The 22893-nt window shown below is 32.9% G+C and carries 4 protein-coding genes; all 4 read left to right on the top strand.

From position 1 onward, the window contains the following. Positions 1 to 22 precede the first annotated feature (22 nt). From EPK97_RS10680 to ectB, 4 genes are read left to right on the top strand one after another with little or no spacing between them, the layout of a single operon-like run. Positions 23 to 7753, top strand: coding sequence for a non-ribosomal peptide synthetase (locus EPK97_RS10680; RefSeq protein WP_162036604.1), 7731 nt, complete (start codon positions 23 to 25; stop codon positions 7751 to 7753). A 20-nt stretch (positions 7754 to 7773) separates the two neighbouring features. Next, positions 7774 to 20151 carry a non-ribosomal peptide synthetase gene (locus tag EPK97_RS10675; RefSeq protein ID WP_162036603.1) on the top strand — a complete coding sequence of 4126 codons (12378 nt, stop codon included), beginning with the start codon at positions 7774 to 7776 and terminating at the stop codon, positions 20149 to 20151. Between the two features lie 33 nt (positions 20152 to 20184). Then, positions 20185 to 21477, top strand: coding sequence for an MFS transporter (locus EPK97_RS10670; RefSeq protein ID WP_162036602.1), 1293 nt, complete (start codon positions 20185 to 20187; stop codon positions 21475 to 21477). Positions 21478 to 21528: 51 nt separating this feature from the next. After that, positions 21529 to 22827: a diaminobutyrate--2-oxoglutarate transaminase gene (gene ectB / locus EPK97_RS10665; protein WP_162036601.1), complete on the top strand. Its 1299-nt coding sequence runs from the start codon at positions 21529 to 21531 to the stop codon at positions 22825 to 22827. Positions 22828 to 22893 lie beyond the last annotated feature (66 nt).

Below are 22893 nucleotides of genomic sequence, written 5' to 3'. Positions count from 1 at the left end.
TAATAGATTTGAGGTGGTTGTTTTGATAGATTCTGGCATTCGAAATATTTATAGACTCACTCCAATGCAGGAAGGTATGTTTTTTCACTCCTTGTTTGATCAAAACTCAAGCGCATACTTTGAACAAGCAGTATTAACTTTAAATGGAACTATTGATCCAGAGTTGCTTGAAAGAAGCTTTAACAAGCTGCTTGAAAGATATGATGTGTTGAGGACGGTATTTCTATATAAAGAAGTTGATCAACCTTTACAAGTAGTTTTGGATAAAAGAGAGACTTCGCTTTATTACAAGGATTTCTCAAATTTAATAGAGAAAGATCAAAACCAACAAATAGAACAATATAAATTAAGTGAAAAAAAGAAAGGTTTTAACCTTGAGAAAGATATTTTAATTAGAATGGCATTATTTAAAACGGATGAGGATAAGGTGAAGTTAATTTGGAATTTTCATCATATTATTATGGATGGATGGTGTCTAAGCATTCTTGCAAAAGACCTATTTCAAATTTACTTTTCACTAAAAAATTGTTCATCCAATCCACTTCCAGAAGTATATCCCTATAGCGATTATTTTACCTGGCTAGAGAAACAGGACCTGGAAGGACTTAAGTATTGGGAAAAAGTTTTAGAAGGATACGAACAACGAGCAACGATACCTGCTAGTAAAGTAATGAATAACGATGTTAGATATGAACATAAAAAATATTCTTTTAAGTTAGATGAAGAATGGACAAATGAACTAGAGAAGTTAGCGGTTGTAAATCAGACGACACTTAGTACTGTATTTCAAGCGATATGGGGGGTGCTTCTACAAAAGTATAATAATACCGATGATGTCGTGTTTGGTTCAGTTATATCAGGCAGACCCCCTGAAGTCAGGGGGATTGAAAGTATGGTGGGATTATTTATAAATACCGTACCTATTCGAATCAAAACTGATCAACATATTACTTTTAAATCTCTCTTATCTGAGTTGAATCAATCTTTACGAAAGGCGAATACATATGGTTATTTGTCTCTAGCTGATATACAATCTTCGTCTAAATTAAATAATGACTTAATTCAGCACATTGTTGTGTTTGAGAATTATCCAATGGAAGAAGTCATCATAAATGACGTTGACCATAACGATCAAATTACCGTACTGGATAGCGAAATGTCAGAACACACAAACTATGACTTGGAAATTATTGTGTTTCCAAGTGAGCAATTAGAAGTCTGTTTTACTTATAACGGGCTATTATATGATGATTTATTTTTTAAAAAAGTAGAAATACATTTAAAACAGATTATAAAACAGGTGATCAAAAACGATAGTGTTCTGATCAACAACATAGAGATTTTATCACAAGAAGAAAAAAATCAAATCTTAGTTGACTTTAATGATACAGATGTAATATTTCCAAATCAAAAAACAGTACATCAGCTCTTTGAGGAACAAGTCATGTCAAATCCTGATCAACTTGCAGTCCTCTTTAAAGAGGAAAAATGGACATATCGTGAATTCAACAAAAAGGCGAATAGCTTGGGCAAAGTATTAAGAAATAAGGGCATAAAAAATGATACTATCGTAGCCATTATGTTAGATCGCTCTTTAGAAATGATGGTAGGAATCATGGGAATTATGAAAGCAGGCGGCGCGTATATGCCGATCAGTCCTGATTTTCCAATTGAAAGAATAAAATTTATGCTTGAAGATAGCAAGGCTGTAGTCATCCTGACTCAAGAGAAATATATAACAATGTTAAGTGAGATCGTTCACACAGAAAAGCTTCAAGTCATCAATTTAGAAGATAGCGATTTGTATAAATTTGAAGATTCCAGCTTATCTAATATTAACTCATCAAATGATCTTGCTTATATGATTTATACATCTGGTTCTACAGGGAATCCAAAAGGGGTTTTAATAGAGTATCGTGCGCTTATCAATCGACTTCATTGGATGCAAAAAAAGTATCCGATAGGAGAAGGAGATGTTATTTTACAAAAAACTCCATTTGTGTTTGATGTTTCGGTATGGGAGTTATTTTGGTGGTGTATACAAGGGGCGAGTGTATGTTTCTTGGAGCCAGGAGGAGAAAAAGAACCAGGGATGATGGTTGATGTTATTGAGAAGAATCAAATATCAACTATGCACTTTGTACCTTCCATGCTTAGTGTGTTCTTGGATTATTTAGAAAATATGGAGAACGAAACTATTCGTTTAAAAAGTTTGAGGCAAGTATTTGCAAGTGGAGAAGCGTTAAAAACTACACAAGTAGATTCATTCCTTAAGTTACTCCACAATAAAAATGGTACAAATCTACACAATTTATATGGACCTACTGAAGCTTCCATTGATGTATCCTATTATGATTGTGTTTCAATTGAAAATATGAATGTTGTACCTATAGGCAAACCAATAAACAATATACAACTACACATACTTGATAGAAACCTGCAACTTATGTCAATTGGTTTAACGGGTGAGCTTCATATATCAGGTGCAGGGTTAGCGAGGGGATACCTGAATAGACCGGAACTTACCGCAGAGAAATTTATAGACCATCCATTTCAACCTGGTGAGAAAATGTATAAAACAGGAGATTTAGCTAGATGGCTTCCTGATGGTAATATCGAATATTTGGGAAGAAATGATCATCAAGTGAAAATAAGAGGTCATCGAATTGAGCTTGGGGAAATTGAAAAACATCTTATAACCCATGAAAGTATTCAAGAAGTGGTCGTGATTGCTAGAGATGATGACGCACACCTTTATTTGTGTGCTTATTTCACCTCAAAAATAAATATGAACACATCGACGTTGAAAAGTTATTTGAGTCAAATCGTTCCTGAATATATGGTACCCAATCATTTTATTCAATTAGATGAAATGCCTATTAATTCTAACGGAAAATTAGATAGAAAGAAACTGCCAGCCCCATCACAGCAACTTCAAACGTCTTTTGTTGCTCCAAGGAATCTAACCGAAGAAACTTTGAAAAACATATGGGGGCAAGTATTAGAAGTGGAACGCATTAGTATTCATCAAAACTTTTTTGAGTTAGGTGGACATTCATTAAAAGCCACTTTATTAGTATCCAAAGTCTATCGTGAAATGAATGTTGAAATTAAGGTTAGAGATGTGTTTAGTTTTAATACTATTGCTAAACTTTCAAATCATATTAGTAAGTTAGCGAAAAGTAGCATATCACCAATTCAGCCATTGGAGAAGAAACAGTACTACGATGTGAGTGCTGCACAAAAAAGGATGTATGTGCTAAATGAGTTGGAAGGTGAAAACAGTATTGCTTATAATATGCCATCTGTTTTTCAAGTTAAAGGAGATTTTAATGTAAATCACTTTGAACAGCAGCTTCATGTTTTAATACAACGACATGAAATATTTAGAACGAGTTTTATCAATGTAAATGGTCAAATTAAACAAGAAATCCATCCGCATGTTGAAGTTAACTTAGAATTTTTAGATTTAACAGGAACACAATTCAATGAACGTAAAGATATGATCGTATCATTTATTAAACCTTTCGATTTAGAAATTGCTTCTCTGATACGGGTTAAAGTAATCAAAGTGGATAAGCAGGAGCATCATTTATTGTTTGATATGCATCATATTATTTCGGATGGCATTTCGGGAAAACTCGTTCTCGATGAATTGATTGGGTTGTATGAAGGAAAGGATTTACCACCATTACTTAATCAATATAAAGATTTTGCGGCGTGGCAAAATGAACAATTAGAAACAGAAGAGATGAAAGAACAGGAGAAATATTGGCTTCAAATGTTTAATGATGATATTCCTATTATGAATTTGCTATTAGATTATAGAAGGCCTTCGGTACAGAGCTTTGAAGGAAGAACTATTCGTTTTGTGACTGGAAATGATTTAACTGAAGATATTAATCTTCTTGCAAATCAAGCGAATACTACCGTTTTCACAGTTTTGCTTGCTGCTTATAATGTACTCTTAATGAAATATACCGGACAAAATGATATTGTAGTTGGTTCTCCAGTTGCTGGGAGAAATCATCCTGATTTACAGCAAATGAACGGATTGTTTGTGAATACTGTAGCATTACGGAATTTACTAGACGGGAAGAAGACCTTCTTGGAATTTATACAACACGTTTCAGAACGTAATTTGAATGCGATTGAAAATCAAGATTATCCTTTTGAAAAATTAATTGATCAATTAAACATAAAAAGAGATACGAGCAGAAACCCTTTATTTGATACGATGTTTAGTTTTTTTGAAGCAGAAGAACAAGAAATGAACATGGATGGACTGCTCTTAGCCCCGTATCCAGTGGAAGAGAATACTGCAAAATTTGATCTTATGTTAGATGTATATACTGAACTATCTAATATAAGATTTGAACTACAGTATTGTACGGACTTGTATAAAACGGAAACTGCAGAACGATTGTCTAATCATTATTTAGTTATTTTAAAAGAATTGGTGCGAAACCCAAATATTCTCCTTTCCGAAATTAGTTTGCTTTCTGATAAAGAGCAGATACAGATTAAGGAACAATTTAATGGTAAAAAGAGAGATTATGATTTTAGTAAAACAGTCAGTGAACGGTTTGAAGAGCATGCACGTGTTTCATCTCATAAAACAGCCTTAATTTATAAAGATCATAGAATATCCTATGAACAATTAAATAAAAAAGCAAATCAAATGGCGAGATACTTGAGAAAAAGGGGGATTGGACCCGAGGATATTGTTTCCGTTATGCTGGAGCGATCACCTAAATTTGTAGAGAGCGTATTAGGGATCTGGAAAGCACAGGCAGCTTATGTGCCAATCGATGTATCATACGGCACTGAAAGAAGATTAAACATCCTTGATGATTCCAAGGCTAAAGTTGTCATCACAAACTCTCAATATTTGGAATATGAGCTTGAAACGAATGATAAAATTAAGATTTTATGTCTTGATCAGATGGAAGAGGACATCAATCAAGAAGAGCAGGATAATTTAAATCTAGAAATGAACATTAATGATCTAGCTTATATTTTATTCACATCTGGCTCAACGGGAAAACCAAAAGGTGTCATGATTGAACATGTTGGTATGTTGAATCACATATTGGCAGAAGCTGATGAATTAAGCCTAGATTCAAGTTTAGTTTTTGCTCAAAATGCTAGTCCATGTTTTGACATATCCGTTTGGCAATTTTTTGGTGCTTTAGCTCTCGGCGGAACAACAGCAATATATGCAAATGAACTTATTTTAGAGGTTGATAAGTTTTCAGAGCATCTAGTTAAAGATGGCGTGACATTGCTAGAAGTAGTTCCAACTTATCTATCCGTTTTACTAGATCATTTTGAGGATGAAAAAGTGAAATTACCTTCATTATCAACTCTTATGGTGACAGGGGAGTCGGTAAAACCTCATTTAGTCAAACGTTGGTTTGCACAATTTCCACAGATAAAGTTGGTAAATGCTTATGGTCCTGCAGAAGCTTCGGATGATGTCAGTCAATTTATCATTGATGAGTTACCAGAAGAAGAGAATCCAAATATCTCTATTGGAAAACCAATAGCAAACATGGATATTTACATCGTAGATGAGGAAATGAATTTATGTCCTATAGGAGTAGTTGGAGAACTTTGTGTAGCTGGTATTGGAGTAGGCAGAGGTTATGTAAATCATGCTGAGGGCACAAATCAATCATTTATGATCAATAAGTTTTCAAACAAATCTAACGAACGTTTATATAAAACAGGAGATATGGCTAGATGGAGATCTGACGGAAATATTGAATTTATTGGAAGGAAGGACTATCAGGTAAAAATTCGAGGGTTCCGAATAGAACTAGAGGAAATTGAGTCTGCCATTTTAGAGCATCGTGCTGTTAAAGAAGCAGTAGTTATTACAAAAGAAGAAGATGATGAGAAATATTTGTGTGCATACATCGTAGTAAAACCTAATTTTCAATTAAAAGAATTGAAAATAGATCTTAGTGATAAACTTCCTGATTACATGCTTCCTGCCTATTTTATGTTATTAGAACAATTGCCTTTACTTGTTAGCGGGAAGATTGATCGGAAATTGTTGCCATCACCAGATAAAACAAATATAACAGATCAAGAAACCATATTACCTGTGAATGATATCGAAGAAGATCTGGTCTCTGTTTGGAAAGAGGTTTTAGGTGTGCAGATGATAGGAACTGATCACAACTTCTTTGAACTTGGTGGAGATTCTATTAAAGCCATTCAAATGATCTCTAAATTTAATAGTAAGGGATATTCATTAAAAACTAGAGACTTATTTCAATATCCGGAGATCCATAGACTTGCCAAATGCGTTCGAAAAGAAAGGAAAGAAATAGATCAAAGTGCTGTAAAAGGGGAAGTTGTATTAAGTCCTATTCAACAATGGTTTTTTGAGCGGCAATTTAAAGATATGAATCATTGGAATCAAGCGGTGATGTTATTTAAGAGAGATAGATTTGACATTCATATTCTTGAGCAGGTATTTACTAAAATGATAGAACATCACGATGCATTAAGAATGGTTTACCATCATGATGATAAAGGGGAGAACGTACAATTTAACCGTGAAATAAGGGGGGGAATGTTTGACTTATCAGTTGTAGATATTTGTGAACAGACGAATGAAGAAATTATGGACGCTATTTATCAAATTCAAAGTAGTCTAGATCTAGAACAAGGTCCGCTTGTAAAACTTGGGTTATTAAAGGCTAGAGACGGTGATCACTTATTCATTGCCATCCACCACCTGATCATTGACGGAGTTTCGTGGAGAATTTTGTTTGAAGATCTTTTGACTGCATACAAGCAATTGAGTCAAGATCATCCTATTCAATTACCTAGTAAAACTGATTCCTATTTAAATTGGACAAGTTCACTAATGAAATATGCAGATAGTAAAGAGATGTTACAAGAGTTATCTTATTGGAAAGAAGTCGAGGAACATTCGTTTTGCCCTATTCCAAAAGATAAAGAAGGTCTTGAAATTAGTGCAAAGTATAATCAAACTTACCAATTCCAACTATCTAAGGAAGAAACAAGTGAGCTTTTAACTCGAGTTCACGCAACATACAACACAGAAATGAATGATATTTTGTTATGTGCACTAGGGATAGCAGTCAAAAAATGGACAGGGGAAAATCAAGTCTGTATTCATTTGGAAGGACACGGAAGAGAAGAGATCATAAAAGAAATGGACATCAGCAGAACGGTTGGATGGTTTACTTCTACTTATCCTGTAGTTCTAAATATGGATAAGTCAGAAGATTTATCCTACCAAATTAAATATTTAAAAGAACATTTAAGACAAATTCCAAATAAGGGTATTGGATATGGAATTTTAAAATATTTAACATCTGATCATGATAAAAAAGACATCACTTTTGTTTCTTCCCCAGAAATCAATTTTAACTACTTGGGTCAGTTTGATACCGATTTAAATACAGAATTATTTGAAGGTTCTGAATTATCCTGTGGTCAAATGGTAAGTCCGAATGCTAATAGGGAAGTCCCTCTTGACATCAATGGTTTAGTAGAAGAGGAAATGCTTAAGATGGAGATTACCTATAATGCAAATGAATTTAAGGAAACAACCATTGAGCGTTTTGGAAATTTATTCAAACAAAGTTTATCTGAAATTATACAACATTGCATAACAAAGGAATCTAAAGAAATTACCCCTTCAGACGTAGGGGGAGAGGATCTTTCTATTGAAGATCTTGAGGCAATTTCAGCATTTTATGAAAGCTAAATTGAACAGGAGTGGTAAACATGAGTACTAAATTGGAAATAAAAAGTGTTTATAATTTAAGTCCAATGCAAGAAGGTATGCTGTTTCATTCTTTATTAAACCCTGATTCCCCTGCTTATTTTGAACAGCTTTCTTGTACGATTAACGGAACAATGGATGTGCAAATTTTAGAACAAAGCTTTAATCTACTAATTGAAAAATACGATATTTTAAGAACAAACTTTATGTATGAAAATATTCAAAAACCAAAACAGATCGTATTTAAAAAAAGAAAAATCAACATTACTTTTAAAGACATTTCTAATCTGGATGAAATACAACAGAAAAATGAAATTGATCATTATAAAAAGAATGATAAAAATAAGGGTTTTAATCTTTCAAGAGACTTCCTGCTCCGAATGTCTGTTTTTAAAAAATCAGATCGTGAGTACGAGTTGATATGGAGTTATCATCATATATTGATGGATGGTTGGGGTTTACAAACGATTGTCCAAGAAATATTTGAGACGTATCATCAATTAAAACGGAATTTGCCGGTTATTGTGGAAGATGTACCTCTTTATTCAAACTATATTCATTGGTTAGATCAACAGGATCATGATGAAGCACGTTTATTTTGGAAAAGTTATCTTAAAAACTATGATACAAAGGCATTGTTACCAAAAAATAATATTGACCATAAACAAGAGTTATATCTTCAGACAGATACAATAATCAAACTGGATAAAAACATAACCGAAAAACTGCAAAACATAGCAAAAAAATATCAAGTGACTTTAAATGTATTACTTCAAGCTTCATGGGGTATCTTACTGAGTCAATATAATAATACAAAAGACGTTGTTTTTGGAATGGTTACATCTGGAAGACCTGCGGAGATAGAAAATATAGAAAAAATGATAGGGTTATTTATCAATACGATTCCTGTAAGAATTAACTATAAAAATGAAAGTACTTTTGCTCAATTAATGAAACAAATACAAGAGATGTCCATTGAAAAGAAAAATGTTGATTTTTTCCCACTTGCTGAAATTCAGTCTGGTTCCTCTTTAAAGCAAGATTTAATAGATCATATTTTTTGGTTTCAAAATTTTGGAGACGAGTCTTTAAACTCGGTTGATAGTGAAGAATTTCAGATTGTAGATTATGAGGATTTTGAGCAAACAAACTATGACTTTAATGTTGTTTTTATGCATAACGATAGTTTAGAGATGAAGTTTAAATATAATGCTGCGGTTTATAACAAACGTACGATCGATCGTATAGGAAGTCATTTTCAAAACATATTAACCACGATTACTGAAAATCCAGACGTTGAAATTCAAACTATTCAAATGGTAACTGAAGATGAATTAAAACAAATGACAGTTGAATTTAACAACACTTCTATGAAATATCAGCATCATAAATTGATACATCAACTGTTTGAAGAACAAGTAAAACGAGATGAAAACAAAATTGCCGCAGTATGCGGTAATCAAAAGATCACATATGGGAAGTTAAATGAAAAAGCGAATCAACTTGCTAATATACTTCGTTCACATGGGGTGAACTCAGGAAGTTTAGTCGGAATTATGCTACATCGTTCTATTGATATGCTGGTTGGTATATTTGGTGTGCTAAAGGCAGGAGGTACATATTTGCCGATAGATCCAGAACATCCTTCACAAAGAATACAATATATGTTAGAAGATGCACAGGCAGAAATTGTACTTTTACATCCTCGTTTTAAGGAAACGACTCTGGATACAGGAACGAAATTTTTATATTACGAGGATCGTTTATTTACTGGTGAATCTAATAATCTTGTACCTGTGAATAGATCAGAAGATCTTGCCTATACGATTTACACTTCTGGTTCAACGGGTAAACCAAAAGGAGTGATGATATCACATCAAGCAATTCATAACTTTATAGAAGCCATGTGTGTTGAAATTCCATTTAGTCCTAATAAATCGATTTTGGCGTTGACGACAATATCTTTTGATATTTTTGTATTGGAAACGATCTTGCCTTTAGTAAAGGGTTTAAAAGTTGTGATTGCAGATGAGGATGAACAAATGGATCCAAAAGCGTTAAATGAACTGATTGTAAATCACAACGTTGATATGATTCAGATCACTCCTTCAAGACTGAAAATGCTGATCACTCAGGATCCAAAAATGATTTTCTTGGAACAAGTTAAGGAAATCATGATTGGAGGAGAAGCTTTACCTGTTCATTTACTTGAAACTTTAAAGCAATTCTCCAATTTAAAAATATTTAATATGTATGGACCAACAGAAACAACCGTGTGGTCTTGTGTAAGCAACTTAACAGAAAAATTAAAAGTCGATATTGGTAAGCCGATTGCGAATACACAGGTTTATATTTTGGATGAGAATAATCAATGTAAACCAATGGGTGTGCCTGGGGAATTATGCATTTCAGGTGATGGACTTGCGCTAGGATATTTAAAAAGAGCACAATTAACTGCTGAAAAATTTACCGATCATCCATTTATACAAGGTCAAAAAATATATCGCACTGGTGATTTAGCCAAGTGGGATGATGATGGAACTATAGAATATATGGGGAGGACGGATTTCCAAGTTAAAATTCGAGGGTACAGGATTGAACTTGAGGAGATTGAAACCGTTATTTTAAACAATAAATTTGTACAGGAAGCTGTAGTGATAGGCAAAGAAGATACATATGGCAATCAATACTTGTGTGCTTATTATGTATCTAAAGAAAATGTTTCAAAAGAAATTTTAATGAATGATCTTACAAAAGAACTGCCAGATTACATGATTCCATCCAGTTTTATATGTTTGGATAGTCTCCCGTTGAATCAAAATGGGAAAGTAGACCGTAAAGCATTACCTGAACCAGATCTATTGGTAAATTCAATGGAAATTTATGTTGAACCACAGCTTTCAACTGAAAAGAAACTAGCACAAATTTGGGAAGAGATATTAGGTGTATCCAAGGTGGGTCTAAACGATCATTTCTTCCACTTAGGTGGCCACTCTTTAAAGTCCATTACTTTGTATACGAGAATTAATAAAGAATTCAACTCAAATTTTCCTTTAAAAGAAATATTTAAGACCCCTATATTGAGAGATATGGCAAATCGAATCATGTTTGCGGGAAAAAAAGGATACGATTCAATAGAACCAGCAGCTAAAGCAAACCATTATGCTCTTTCATCGGCTCAAAAGAGATTGATGATTATAAACCAAATTGAAGGTTACAATACGGCTTATAATATGCCATTTATATTAAAGCTTGCAGGGGATTTAAACACAGAAAAATTGAAGAAAGTATTTAAAACCCTAATACAAAGGCACGAAACCTTTAGAACATCTTTTAAACTGATAAACGAAGAACCTATACAGGAAATAAGGAATGAAGTGACATTTGAAATAGAACAATTCAATATTCAAAACAATGAACAACTAGAATATATATTGGATCGTTTTATCGAACCTTTTGACTTGCAACAAGCACCTCTCCTTCGAGTAGGTTTTGCTAGAGTTGGAGAAAATACTAACTACTTGATAGGGGATATGCACCATATTATTTCTGATGGGACATCCATTGGCTTGCTTGTAGATGAATTCAGCAAGTTATATAACAATGAAGAACTAGATGAATTATCAATACAATACAAAGATTTTGCGGCATGGCAAAATCAAAGGACGGAATCGTTAAATGAACAGAAAAAATATTGGATTGAACAATTTTCAGGAGAACTTCCAGTATTAAATATGCCTACAGATTTTCCAAGACCTCAAATTCAAAGCTTTGAAGGGGATCGATTATTCATTCGCTTGGATCACGATGTAATTTCAAAATTAAATAAAAGATGTTCTGAAACTGAAACCACATTAAATATGATGATGCTAACCGCTTATTACATTTTATTGTCAAAATATACAAGACAAGATGATATCGTTGTAGGTTCACCTATTAGTGGAAGATCTCATGCTGATTTAGAGAATATGATGGGGATGTTCGTAGGAACATTAGCGCTAAGGAATTACCCTAAGGGTGAGAAAACGTTCAAGGAATTCCTCAATGAAGTAAAAGATAACTTATTGCATGCGCTAGAAAACCAAGAATATCAGTATGAGCAATTGATCGAACAATTAGATATTGAAAGAGATTTAAGTCGAAATCCTTTATTTGATACTATGTTTGCCGTTCAAAATATAGAGGTCAATCAAATAGAAATGGAAGGTTTACAAGTTGAGACAGTACAAATTGATTCTAAAACTGCTAAATTTGACCTTACTTTTACAGTTGAAGAAGATGAAAAAGGAATTTTATTAGAAGTAGAGTATGCTACAAAACTGTTTAAAAAGGAAACAATTGAAAGGTTAGCTAATCATTATATCCATATTTTACATGAGGTTATCCGTGATTTAGAGATCAACATATCAGAGATTGACATGTTGTCAGATGAAGAGAAGAATCAGATTTTTAATCAATTTAATGATACGAAGAGAGAGTATCCTAAAGATAAAACGATTCAACAATGTTTTGAAGAACAAGTAAAACGAAGTCCAAATGCGATAGCCATGGTAAATGAAGATATAAAGCTGACTTACAAAGAACTAAATGAGAAAGCAAACCACCTTGCTCTGTTATTAAGAAATGAGGGTGTAAAAGCTGATAGTATCGTTGCTATTATGCAAGACCGTTCTATGGAATTGGTGATAGCCATGTTAGCAACCCTTAAAGCAGGAGGAGCCTATTTACCTATCGATCCAGAATATCCAGCGGAGAGAGTGGAGTATATATTACAGGATAGTGGAGCAGAAATATTACTTACTCAAACATCATTCACAAGTGAAATGAACACAAAATTGAAATTGATCGAACTTGAACAACCAGAGAGGATGGAAAATGAAGCAGAAAATCCTACGATTCAAAATAGGGTAGATCATTTATCTTATATTATTTATACGTCCGGTTCTACAGGGAAACCTAAAGGTGTGATGGTAGAGCATCAAAACGTGGTTCGATTAGTTAAAAATACAAATTATGTATCCTTTGATGAAGGGGATCGTATTTTACAAATTGGTGCACAGGTTTTTGATGCATGTACTTTTGAGATTTGGGGTGCGCTTTTAAATGGTTTGGAACTTTACATCGTTGATAAACTTACGATAATAAGTCCGAATAAACTTGAGGAAGCTTTTAAAAAGTATAAAATTACTACGATATTTTTAACCTCTCCTTTTTTTACTCAGCTGTCTCAGTATAAACCAGAGATGTTTGCAGAGATTAAAACCCTACTAGTTGGAGGGGATGTTATATCACCTAAAAATATGAATGATGTTCGAAAGAAATGTCCAGGTTTGCAATGGGTACACGTGTATGGACCAACAGAAAATACGACCTTTTCTACTTATTTTAATGTTGATCAAGATTATGAGGTTAATATTCCGATAGGTTTTCCTATTCATAACTCTACTTCTTATATCGTAGATCAATATGGGAAACTTGTGCCAGTAGGTGTACCTGGTGAAATCTGGGTTGGAGGAGACGGTGTAGCAAGAGGATATAAAAACCTAGAGCAGTTAACATCAACACAATTTATTGCCGATCCATTTGCACCTAGTGGAAAGTTATATCGAACAGGAGATATGGCAAAGTGGCTGCCAGATGGAAGTATTGAATTTATAGGGAGAATTGACAAACAAGTAAAAATTAGAGGATTTAGAGTAGAGGTTGGTGAGATTGAAAGTCAAATTTTGACCCATCCATATGTTAAAGAAACGGTTGTGGTTGTAAATGAACAGTCAAATCAAAGCAAATCCCTATGTGCTTATTTTGTTTTAGAAAAAGAACTTTCACTATTAGAAGTAAAAGAATATTTAAAAGAAAGATTGCCTGAATATATGATTCCTACTAGTTTTGTATTTATGGATAAACTTCCTTTAAATCCAAATGGCAAAATTGATCGAAAAGCATTACCAGAACCTAAATTAAATATTGAGCAGGAGATAGTACCACCGTCAACAGAATTGGAAGAAATATTGGTTGAGATATGGGAGAAAGTGTTGGGAGTAGAGCCGATTGGCACTCACCATAATTTCTTTGAGCTTGGTGGTGACTCGATTAAAGCAATACAGATGGTATCTAAATTAAATAGTCAGGGTTATACTGTGACGGTTAAGGACTTATTTCAAAATCCTGAGATTATAAAACTTAGTAAATATGTACAACTAGATAAAAGAGGAGAAGCTAATCAAGATATCATAGAAAATGATGTGGAGTTAAGCCCTATACAAAAATGGTTTTTTGAGAGTGATTTCACAGACAAACATCACTTTAATCAGGCAGTGATGTTGTATAGAAAAGATGGATTTGATGTTGGAACACTTCAAAAGGCATTTACGAAAATTGTCCAGCACCATGATGCTTTACGAATGATCTATCCAAAAAATGAAGGTGAGTTCAAACAATATAATCGTGGTTTAGAAGGTCCTTTATTTGATCTCACTGTAGAAGAAATTTCAGTGAGAGAAGAGTATGAACATCATATTGCTAAATCGGTTGAGCGAATTCATAATAGCATAAATTTAGAACAAGGTCCTCTAGTAAAATTAGGTTTGTTTAAAACAAATGAAGGTGACCATTTACTCATCGTTATACATCATTTAGTCATCGATGGTGTATCGTGGAGGATTTTATTTGAAGATCTTACTTCAACATATATGCAGTTGATGAGGAATGAAACGATTCATTTGCCTAAAAAAACAGATTCATATTTAAAATGGACAAATGAATTAAAAGAAATTACTAATGACTCTAAATTTATGAGAAAAGAAAAAGCATATTGGAATAAGTTTGAATCCTCTAATATCATTCCTATTCCTAAAGATAACGAACAAGTTGAAAGAAAAGTGAAGGAAAGTAAAACATATAAGTTCCACCTGTCAGTAGAAGAAACTACTAAATTGTTAACTAGTGTACACAAAGCATACAAAACAGAGATGAACGATATTTTATTATGTGCGCTTGGTTTAGCAATGAAAAAATGGACAGGAGAAAATCAATTCGTCATCAGTTTAGAAGGTCATGGAAGAGAAGAAATTGTAAAAGATATAAATATCGGAAGAACGATAGGCTGGTTCACTTCTTTATACCCAGTTCAATTAGATATGGAGCATTCAACAAATCTCTCTGATCAAATCAAACATCTGAAGGAAGAGTTGAGGCAAATTCCTAATAAGGGAATAGGGTATGGAATGATAAAATATTTAACCTCGGATGATACGAATTCAAAGATAGGCTCAGGAATGAATCCTGAAATAAGCTTTAATTATCTAGGACAGTTTGATACAGATGTGAATACACCATTGTTTGAAAGTTCCCCATTCTCAATTGGTGAAGAGATGAGTCCAAATTCAGATAGAAAATATGTACTAGATATCATTGGCTCTGTTGAAAATGGGAAGTTAAATGTATCCATTACTTATGATGTGAATGAATATAAAAACGATACAATGAGTCAATTTGCTTCGTACATGCAAGAGAGTCTAGCTAATATTATTCAACACTGTGTTACTAAAGGATTTAAGGAAATCACACCTTCTGATGTGGGAGCAAAGGATCTTTCTATCTATGAATTTGAAACTATGCCAATGGAGAAATCAGATATAAAAAGTATTTATAACCTAAGTCCAATGCAAGAAGGAATGTTGTTCCATTCTTTATTAAATCCTGAATCTTCGGCTTATTTTGAACAATTGTCCAGCACGATAAGAGGAAAAATTGATATAGATATTTTAGAAAAAAGCTTCCATTTTCTAGTTGGAAAATACGATATTCTTCGTACTAACTTTATGCACTCAAATTTAAAAAGACCTAAACAAGTTGTATTTAAAAACAAAAAGGTGAAGGTTGAATTTCACGATTTCTCTCACTTACAACATGTTGAACTCCAATCAGAAATACAGCATTTTAAAAACAAAGATAAAGAACGCAATTTTGATTTAATTCATGATGATCTTTTTAGAATGTCAGTTTTAAAAATAAAAGATAATAAATTTGAGGTGATTTGGAGTTTTCATCATATTTTGATGGACGGTTGGTGTTTACAGCCGATTACACAAGAACTTTTTGAAATTTACCGTAAAGTGAAGTATAACGATTCAATTGCCAAGGAAGATGTTCCTTCATATTCAACTTATATTCAATGGTTGGATGAGCAGGATCATGAAGAAGCAAAAACATTCTGGGAGCAATACCTTAGAGATTATGAAATGAAAGCAACATTACCAACATATCATACCAACAATCGTTTACAACCATATAAACAAGTAAATAAAGTGGTGAAATTCAGCAGAGATACTACTCAAAAATTAGAGAAAATGGCTAAAGAGTATCATATTACATTAAACACCATTCTTCAAACTGCTTGGGGAATATTACTCAGCAAGTATAACCATACAAATGATGTAGTTTTTGGTATGGTTACATCTGGAAGACCTGCTGAAATTGAAGATGTTGATAAGATCATGGGTCTATTTATCAATACGATTCCTATTAGAATTAAAATAGAAAGCAAGCAATCTTTTTCAGATTTGATCACACTTATCCACCAAGATTCTATTCAAAAACAAAATGTTGGATTTTTTCCATTAGCTGAGATTCAATCCCTATCAACTTTAAAACAAGATTTAATGGATCATTTATTTGCTTTTCAAAATTTTGGAGATCAATCTACCCATACAATCGTAAATGATGATTTTGAAATCTTGGAAACAGAAGAATTTGAACAAACTAATTATGATTTTAATATTATGGTTATTCCTAGTGGTCAACTGGAAGTGAGATTTAAATATAATTCCTCTGTTTATGAACAGAAGATGATCGACCATATTTCAATACATTTTCAGAATATTCTTCAAATCATAACGGATGAACCTAATATTTTAATCAAAGACATTGAAATATTATCTGAAAAAGAAAAAGACCTGATTTTAGTTGATTTTAATCATACCGAGCAGCATTACCCTAAAGATAAAACAATACAAACATTGTTTGAGGAACAGGCACGAAATCATCCAAATAACATCGCAGTTGTTTGTAAGGATGTAAAACTCACTTATGTTGAGCTAAATGAAAAAGCGAATCACCTTGCTTACCGATTGAGGAAAGGAGGTGTAGGAGCTGATAAAGTTGTTGCTATGATGCAAGAACGATCTATTGAATTGATTGTAGGAATGTTAGCTATTCTCAAAGCTGGAGGTGCATATCTACCAATTGATCCAGATTATCCACCAGAAAGAATAGAGTATTTATTAGCTGATAGTGAGGCTGATATCTTACTAACACAACCCACATACTTGCATAAGGTGAATAAAGAAATTACAGTGATTGAGATGGAAAAATCCTACAATATGGAAAATGAAGTACTAAACTTATCTATTGACTATAAACCAGCTCACTTGGCTTATATGATGTACACTTCAGGTTCTACTGGCAAACCAAAAGGTGTCATGGTAGAGCACCAAAATGTTGTGAGATTAGTGAAAAACACAAATTATGTAACTTTTGATAAAGGTGATCGAATCTTACAAACAGGGGCTGAAGTGTTTGATGCTTGTACATTTGAAATATGGGGCGCACTTCTCAATGGTTTAGAACTTTATGTGGTGGACAAATATACCATACTAAGTCCTGAAAAACTAGAAAAAACACTGAAAGAGGACAAAATAACAACGATGTGGTTAACATCTCCATTGTTTAATCAGCTATCCCTGCAAAAACCTAATATGTTTGATCAGTTAAAAACTTTAATTGTTGGAGGAGATGTATTAACACCAAAAAGGATTTATGATGTCAAGCAACATTGTCCTAACCTAACCGTTGTAAACGGCTATGGACCAACAGAAAATACAACGTTCTCATGCTGTTATTCAATTCATAAAACCCATGAATCTAACATTCCTATTGGTCAACCGATTCATAATTCAACAGCTTATATTGTTGATCCTTTAGGAAAGCTTACACCTGTTGGTGTACCTGGGGAGCTTTGGGTTGGTGGAGATGGAGTGGCAAGAGGATACAAGAACCTTGATACGTTAACCTCAGAAAAATTTATATCCAACCCGTTTGTTGATGATGAACAAAGATGTTATCGAACAGGTGATTTAGCCAGATGGTTACCTGATGGAAATATTGAGTATATCGGCAGAATGGACAATCAACTAAAAATTAGAGGATTTAGAGTAGAGATCGGTGAGATTGAGAGACAGATCTTAAAAAATAATGATGTAAGAGAAACGGTAGTTTTACCAAAAGAACAGCATAACCAAATGAAATATTTAGTTGCTTATATCGTGACAGAAAAATTGTTATCTGTTCAAGAAATGAAAGAGTTTCTAGTGAGTAAGCTGCCAGATTATATGATTCCATCTGCGTATGTGTTTATGGATAAATTTCCATTAAATCAAAACGGGAAAGTGGATCGAAAAGCACTGCCTGAACCTGATCTTGTAGCAAATACAGATGTTGAATATGTTCAGCCAAGAAATGAAATAGAAGAGCAGATTGTGGACGTATGGTGTGAATTGTTAAATGTAGAACGTATTAGTATTCATGATGATTTCTTTGAACTAGGAGGTCATTCTTTAAAAGCAATTCAATTGGTTTCAGAATTGACACAACTAGGTTATCACATTCGCATTAATGACGTGTTTGCATATCAAACTCCTGAAAAACTAGCTGAACTTATTCAATTAAACGATAAAAAACAGAAGGTTTATATTGATGATATTTATCAAGCAGAAGAATATATCAATGAACAATTAAAAATCAAAAGTCAACTTCAACAATTTGAGGTTCATGATAATGACAAAACAACGATTGTGCTTTTTGTGGAAGGATTAAATGAACAATTGATGGATCAAATTGTTTCTTTAGTAGAAGAGCGTGTAGATGACAAAATAAGACCACATCATATCGTTGAATGGACAGAGTTAATCCAACATTCTAAAATCAGTCAAAAAGAATTTGATAGAGTCATTCGTAGTAAACAATCATGTTCCCATATCATGTTAGATGAAATATTAAATGATGTTGAAGCAAAACACTTACACCTGGAAAAGGAGCTGATGAATGGCAAAGTTATGGATACGTATGAGGTATCACCTTCTCAAAAGTATCATCTAGAACAGAAAGATTTTTCAGGAACAGCGATGAAATGGGACAAGTACCTCGATAAAGAAGTGTTAGATGAAGCCTTTTTACATCTTTTATCTTCAGAAAGTACAATGAGGAGCATACTTACGATAGATGAAGGTAAATATCAATGGAACGAATATAACCCTGTTTCAGAAACATCCATTCCATTTGTAGATTTATCCTCTTATGATAAGAAAACAAAACAGAAAATCATCAAGTTTATCATGGATAAATTCTTTTTGAAGGAGTATGAAATGGAGCATTCTTTGTTGTTTAGAGCGTGTTTAATTAAAGAAAATCTTAGGGACCACTTGTTGTTGTTACCTTTTTCTCATGTCGTTTTTGACTACATGAGCAGTGAGGTTATAAAAAATAAACTAAATAACTACTACGAAAAGATATCGGTAGGACAAAGTGTCAAAATTGAACAAAATAATAGATTTAAAACCTTTATCCAACAAATAAAAAAGGGACCGCAATTAATGAATGATCAACAAATGTTGGATGAATTTAACCTAAAAGAATTTGAAAGTTTAAGTACTCAAATTGAAAATAAAATGAAACAATTTGACAGTTCTGAATATACCGTTGTTGATTTTGCAACGAGGATTACAAACGGTTCTTGGCAGATGGATTCTGAAGAGATATGGGAATTAAGCTTGGATATTTTAGGTGTTTATTTCCAATCTAATTTTGAAATATCTAAGGTTCCATTTTGGGTAACAAATTATGGAAGGCGTTTTGGTTCAGAAACCTATTTTAATACGATTGGAGAATTTATCGATTATATCCCTATCTTAGTGAATGGTGAAGCAAGTCTCTATGATAATGCTCAACAAATAAAAGAAAAATTGAAATGGGTACCTGAAAAAAATATTCACTTTGCTAATTTAATGTATAACGATGAAATGAAAAAGGAATACCCAATATCAAACGAACTGTTATATAAATCATTTAAACAAATTCCGATTAACTTTAATTACTTAGGTGAACTAAAAGTAGAAGATGACGGTTTAAGAGATTTAGATACAGGTCATATTAACAGTGAAAATCGTTCAAGAATCATTAACATGATTTCGTATGATCACGAAAAGTTGTACATTTCAATGATATTACCATATATTGTTGATCAAAATATGGCATCGAAACAATTGCAAAAAGCAGCTATTCGGCACTTAACAAAAAAAGGCTATAAAATAAACGCTAATTAGTTGATAAAAAGATATTAGAAGGGAAAAGGGAAAATGTCAGATACTAGAAATATCGTTTTAATTAGTATTAGCCGTTTAATATCTGAGTTGGGTTCCGTAGCATTAAGGTTTGCCCTTAGTTTATATATTTTAGACATCACTGGTTCACCTTTAATGTTTGGATTTGTATTTGGATTTACCTATATACCAGGTGTCATCGTGAATCTGTTTGCTGGAGTGCTTATTGATAGAAGTAATAAGAAAAAAATATTAATAGCTGCGGATCTATTAAGTGGTATAACCACGATATTATTTCTAGTTCTGTTTCTAGTTCAACCGGCCAATATAGGATTATTAATTTGTTATGTTATTATTCTGTATTCATTTCAAGCCGTATTTTTATTAGCTATGAATGCTGCCATCCCCGAGCTTGTGTCTAAGAGTCGGGTGATGGCAGTTAACTCAAATATTCAGAGTATAAGTACTTTATTAAGTATTGTTGGACTATTTGTTGGTGCTTTTGCTTATGGGGCTTTTGGAATTGAAATGGTATTTCTCATAGATGGTATTTCATTTATCTTATCTGGTATCATCAACGTATTTTTTGTATTTAGAAAAAAATCAGAGGAATCTTTGCAAAACAATACCTACTGGCAAAGTATGAAGGAAGTTCATCAATATATCAAAGATCGCAACGAGTTAAAGTATTTACTAGGTATTTTTCTTGTTATTAATTTTATGTTCGTACCTATCGTAACTTTAGTGATGCCTTATATTATGCGTGAGATCTATGAAATGTCTGAATTTTATATTGCTTTGATAGAGGGGGCATTAGGTTTAGGTCTTATCGTTGGTGCATTATTAGTAGCGATCAAAAAAATTGGTCGTTTTGTTATAAATAAAATATTTATACTATTTCAACTACTGGCGTTTATGACAGTATTATGGGTTTTTCCAGAGCTGCCTTTTATATCAATCAACTCTTCATTGGTAATTTTGCTAGGATATATGATTATTTTGACATTTATGGGGATGTTTAATTCTATGGCCAATATACCTATGGTGTCTTATGTGCAGATTTATATTCCAGAGAAAATGAGAGCAAGTTTTTTTGGAATTGTTACAACAGTAGCTACGATGAGTGTCCCAGTTGGTCTGTGGATATATGGAGCCGCATTAGAGATGATCAGTTGGATATATTTAACTACGATTTCAGGTGTCACGCTAATTATTATCGGTTTTATAGCACATCGGAATCAGGAACTGAGAGAGTTTTTTAGTAGAGAGCAGGATGATCACGAGGATCACATGGAACTTAATCCCATAGAAGTTGTTGAATCTAACTAAATAAATTTAACTATAAATTTTAAAAATAAAAATGGAGAGGAAGATAAATCAATGAATATTTTTGAAAAAATAGAGTCAAATGTGAGGTCTTATTGCAGAAATTATCCTGTCGTTTTTGATAAAGCAAAAGGGGAAATATTATATTCAAAAACAGGTGAAAGTTATCTTGATTTTTTAGCAGGTGCAGGCGCATTAAATTATGGGCATAATCATGATTACATGAAGGAAAAAATGATAGATTATATGACTTCGGATAAAATTATGCATGGATTAGATTTGTACACTAGCGCAAAAGAGGATTTTATATCTGCATTTCATGAACAAATATTAAGTCCACGTCAATTAGATTATAAAATTCAATTTAGTGGACCTACAGGGGCAAATGCGGTAGAAGCGGCTTTAAAATTAGCCAGAAAATTCAAAAAACGCACAGGAATTTTTGCATTAATGGGGAGTTTCCACGGTATGACTTTAGGGAGTTTGTCTATTTCAAGTAATAAATCAAACAGAGCAGGTGCAGGGTTAAATTTAGATCGTGTTACCTTTATTCCATTTAATCATGGACCATTTGGAAACATGGATACGATCAAATATATCGAATATATTTTGAATGATACTCATTCTGGAATTGAAAAACCTGCTGCAATCATCATCGAAACTGTTCAAGCTGAAGGTGGAGTGAATGTAGCGGACATTGAGTGGTTGAGAAAATTAAGAAAATTATGTGATGAACATGATATTTTACTCATTTGTGATGATATACAAGTAGGTTGTTTACGAACGGGTTCATTTTTTTCATTTGAAAGAGCCGACATCATACCAGATATCGTTGTTTTATCAAAATCCATTAGTGGATACGGACTACCGATGTCGCTAGTATTGATCAAACCAGAGTTAGACATTTGGAAACCAGGAGAACATAATGGCACATTCCGGGGAAATCAGCTGGCTTTTATTGCTGCAAAAGCAGCTTTGGAAATCATTGAAAAAGAAATGATAGAAGAACAAGTAAAAACAAAGGAATATTTCATTAAACAGTTTCTCGAAAAAGAAATAAAACCAATAGATTCTTCTATAGATATCAGAGGAATTGGTATGATATGGGGCATCGATTTATCAGGATTTGAAAATGACAATATTACGAGTGCTGTGATTAAGGATTGTTTTGACCATGGATTGATCATAGAAAGTGCAGGAAGAAATGATCATGTCATTAAAATTTTACCACCTTTAACGATAGGAATAGATAATTTAAAAGAAGGGTGTAATATATTAAAACAAAGTTTATTAAAAGCAATAGGGAATGTTAAAGAAACATCTAATACTTCTTTTTCGACAAACATAATATAATCACAAAATTGTTAATTTTTCACATAAAAAGAAAAAAATAAAATATAATTTGTATATGGAACTAAA

The sequence above is a fragment of the Chengkuizengella sediminis genome, from assembly GCF_010078385.1.
GTDB classification, from domain to species: domain Bacteria; phylum Bacillota; class Bacilli; order Paenibacillales; family KCTC-33759; genus Chengkuizengella; species Chengkuizengella sediminis.
This window is presented reverse-complemented; position numbering and strand designations above follow the sequence as displayed.

Excerpts from the sequence above, each read along its gene's own strand:
- EPK97_RS10675 (WP_162036603.1), top strand. The coding sequence starts at position 7,774 with ATGAGTACTAAATTGGAAATAAAAAGTGTTTATAATTTAAGTCCAATG.
- EPK97_RS10670 (WP_162036602.1), top strand. The coding sequence starts at position 20,185 with ATGTCAGATACTAGAAATATCGTTTTAATTAGTATTAGCCGTTTAATA.
- ectB (WP_162036601.1), top strand. The coding sequence starts at position 21,529 with ATGAATATTTTTGAAAAAATAGAGTCAAATGTGAGGTCTTATTGCAGA.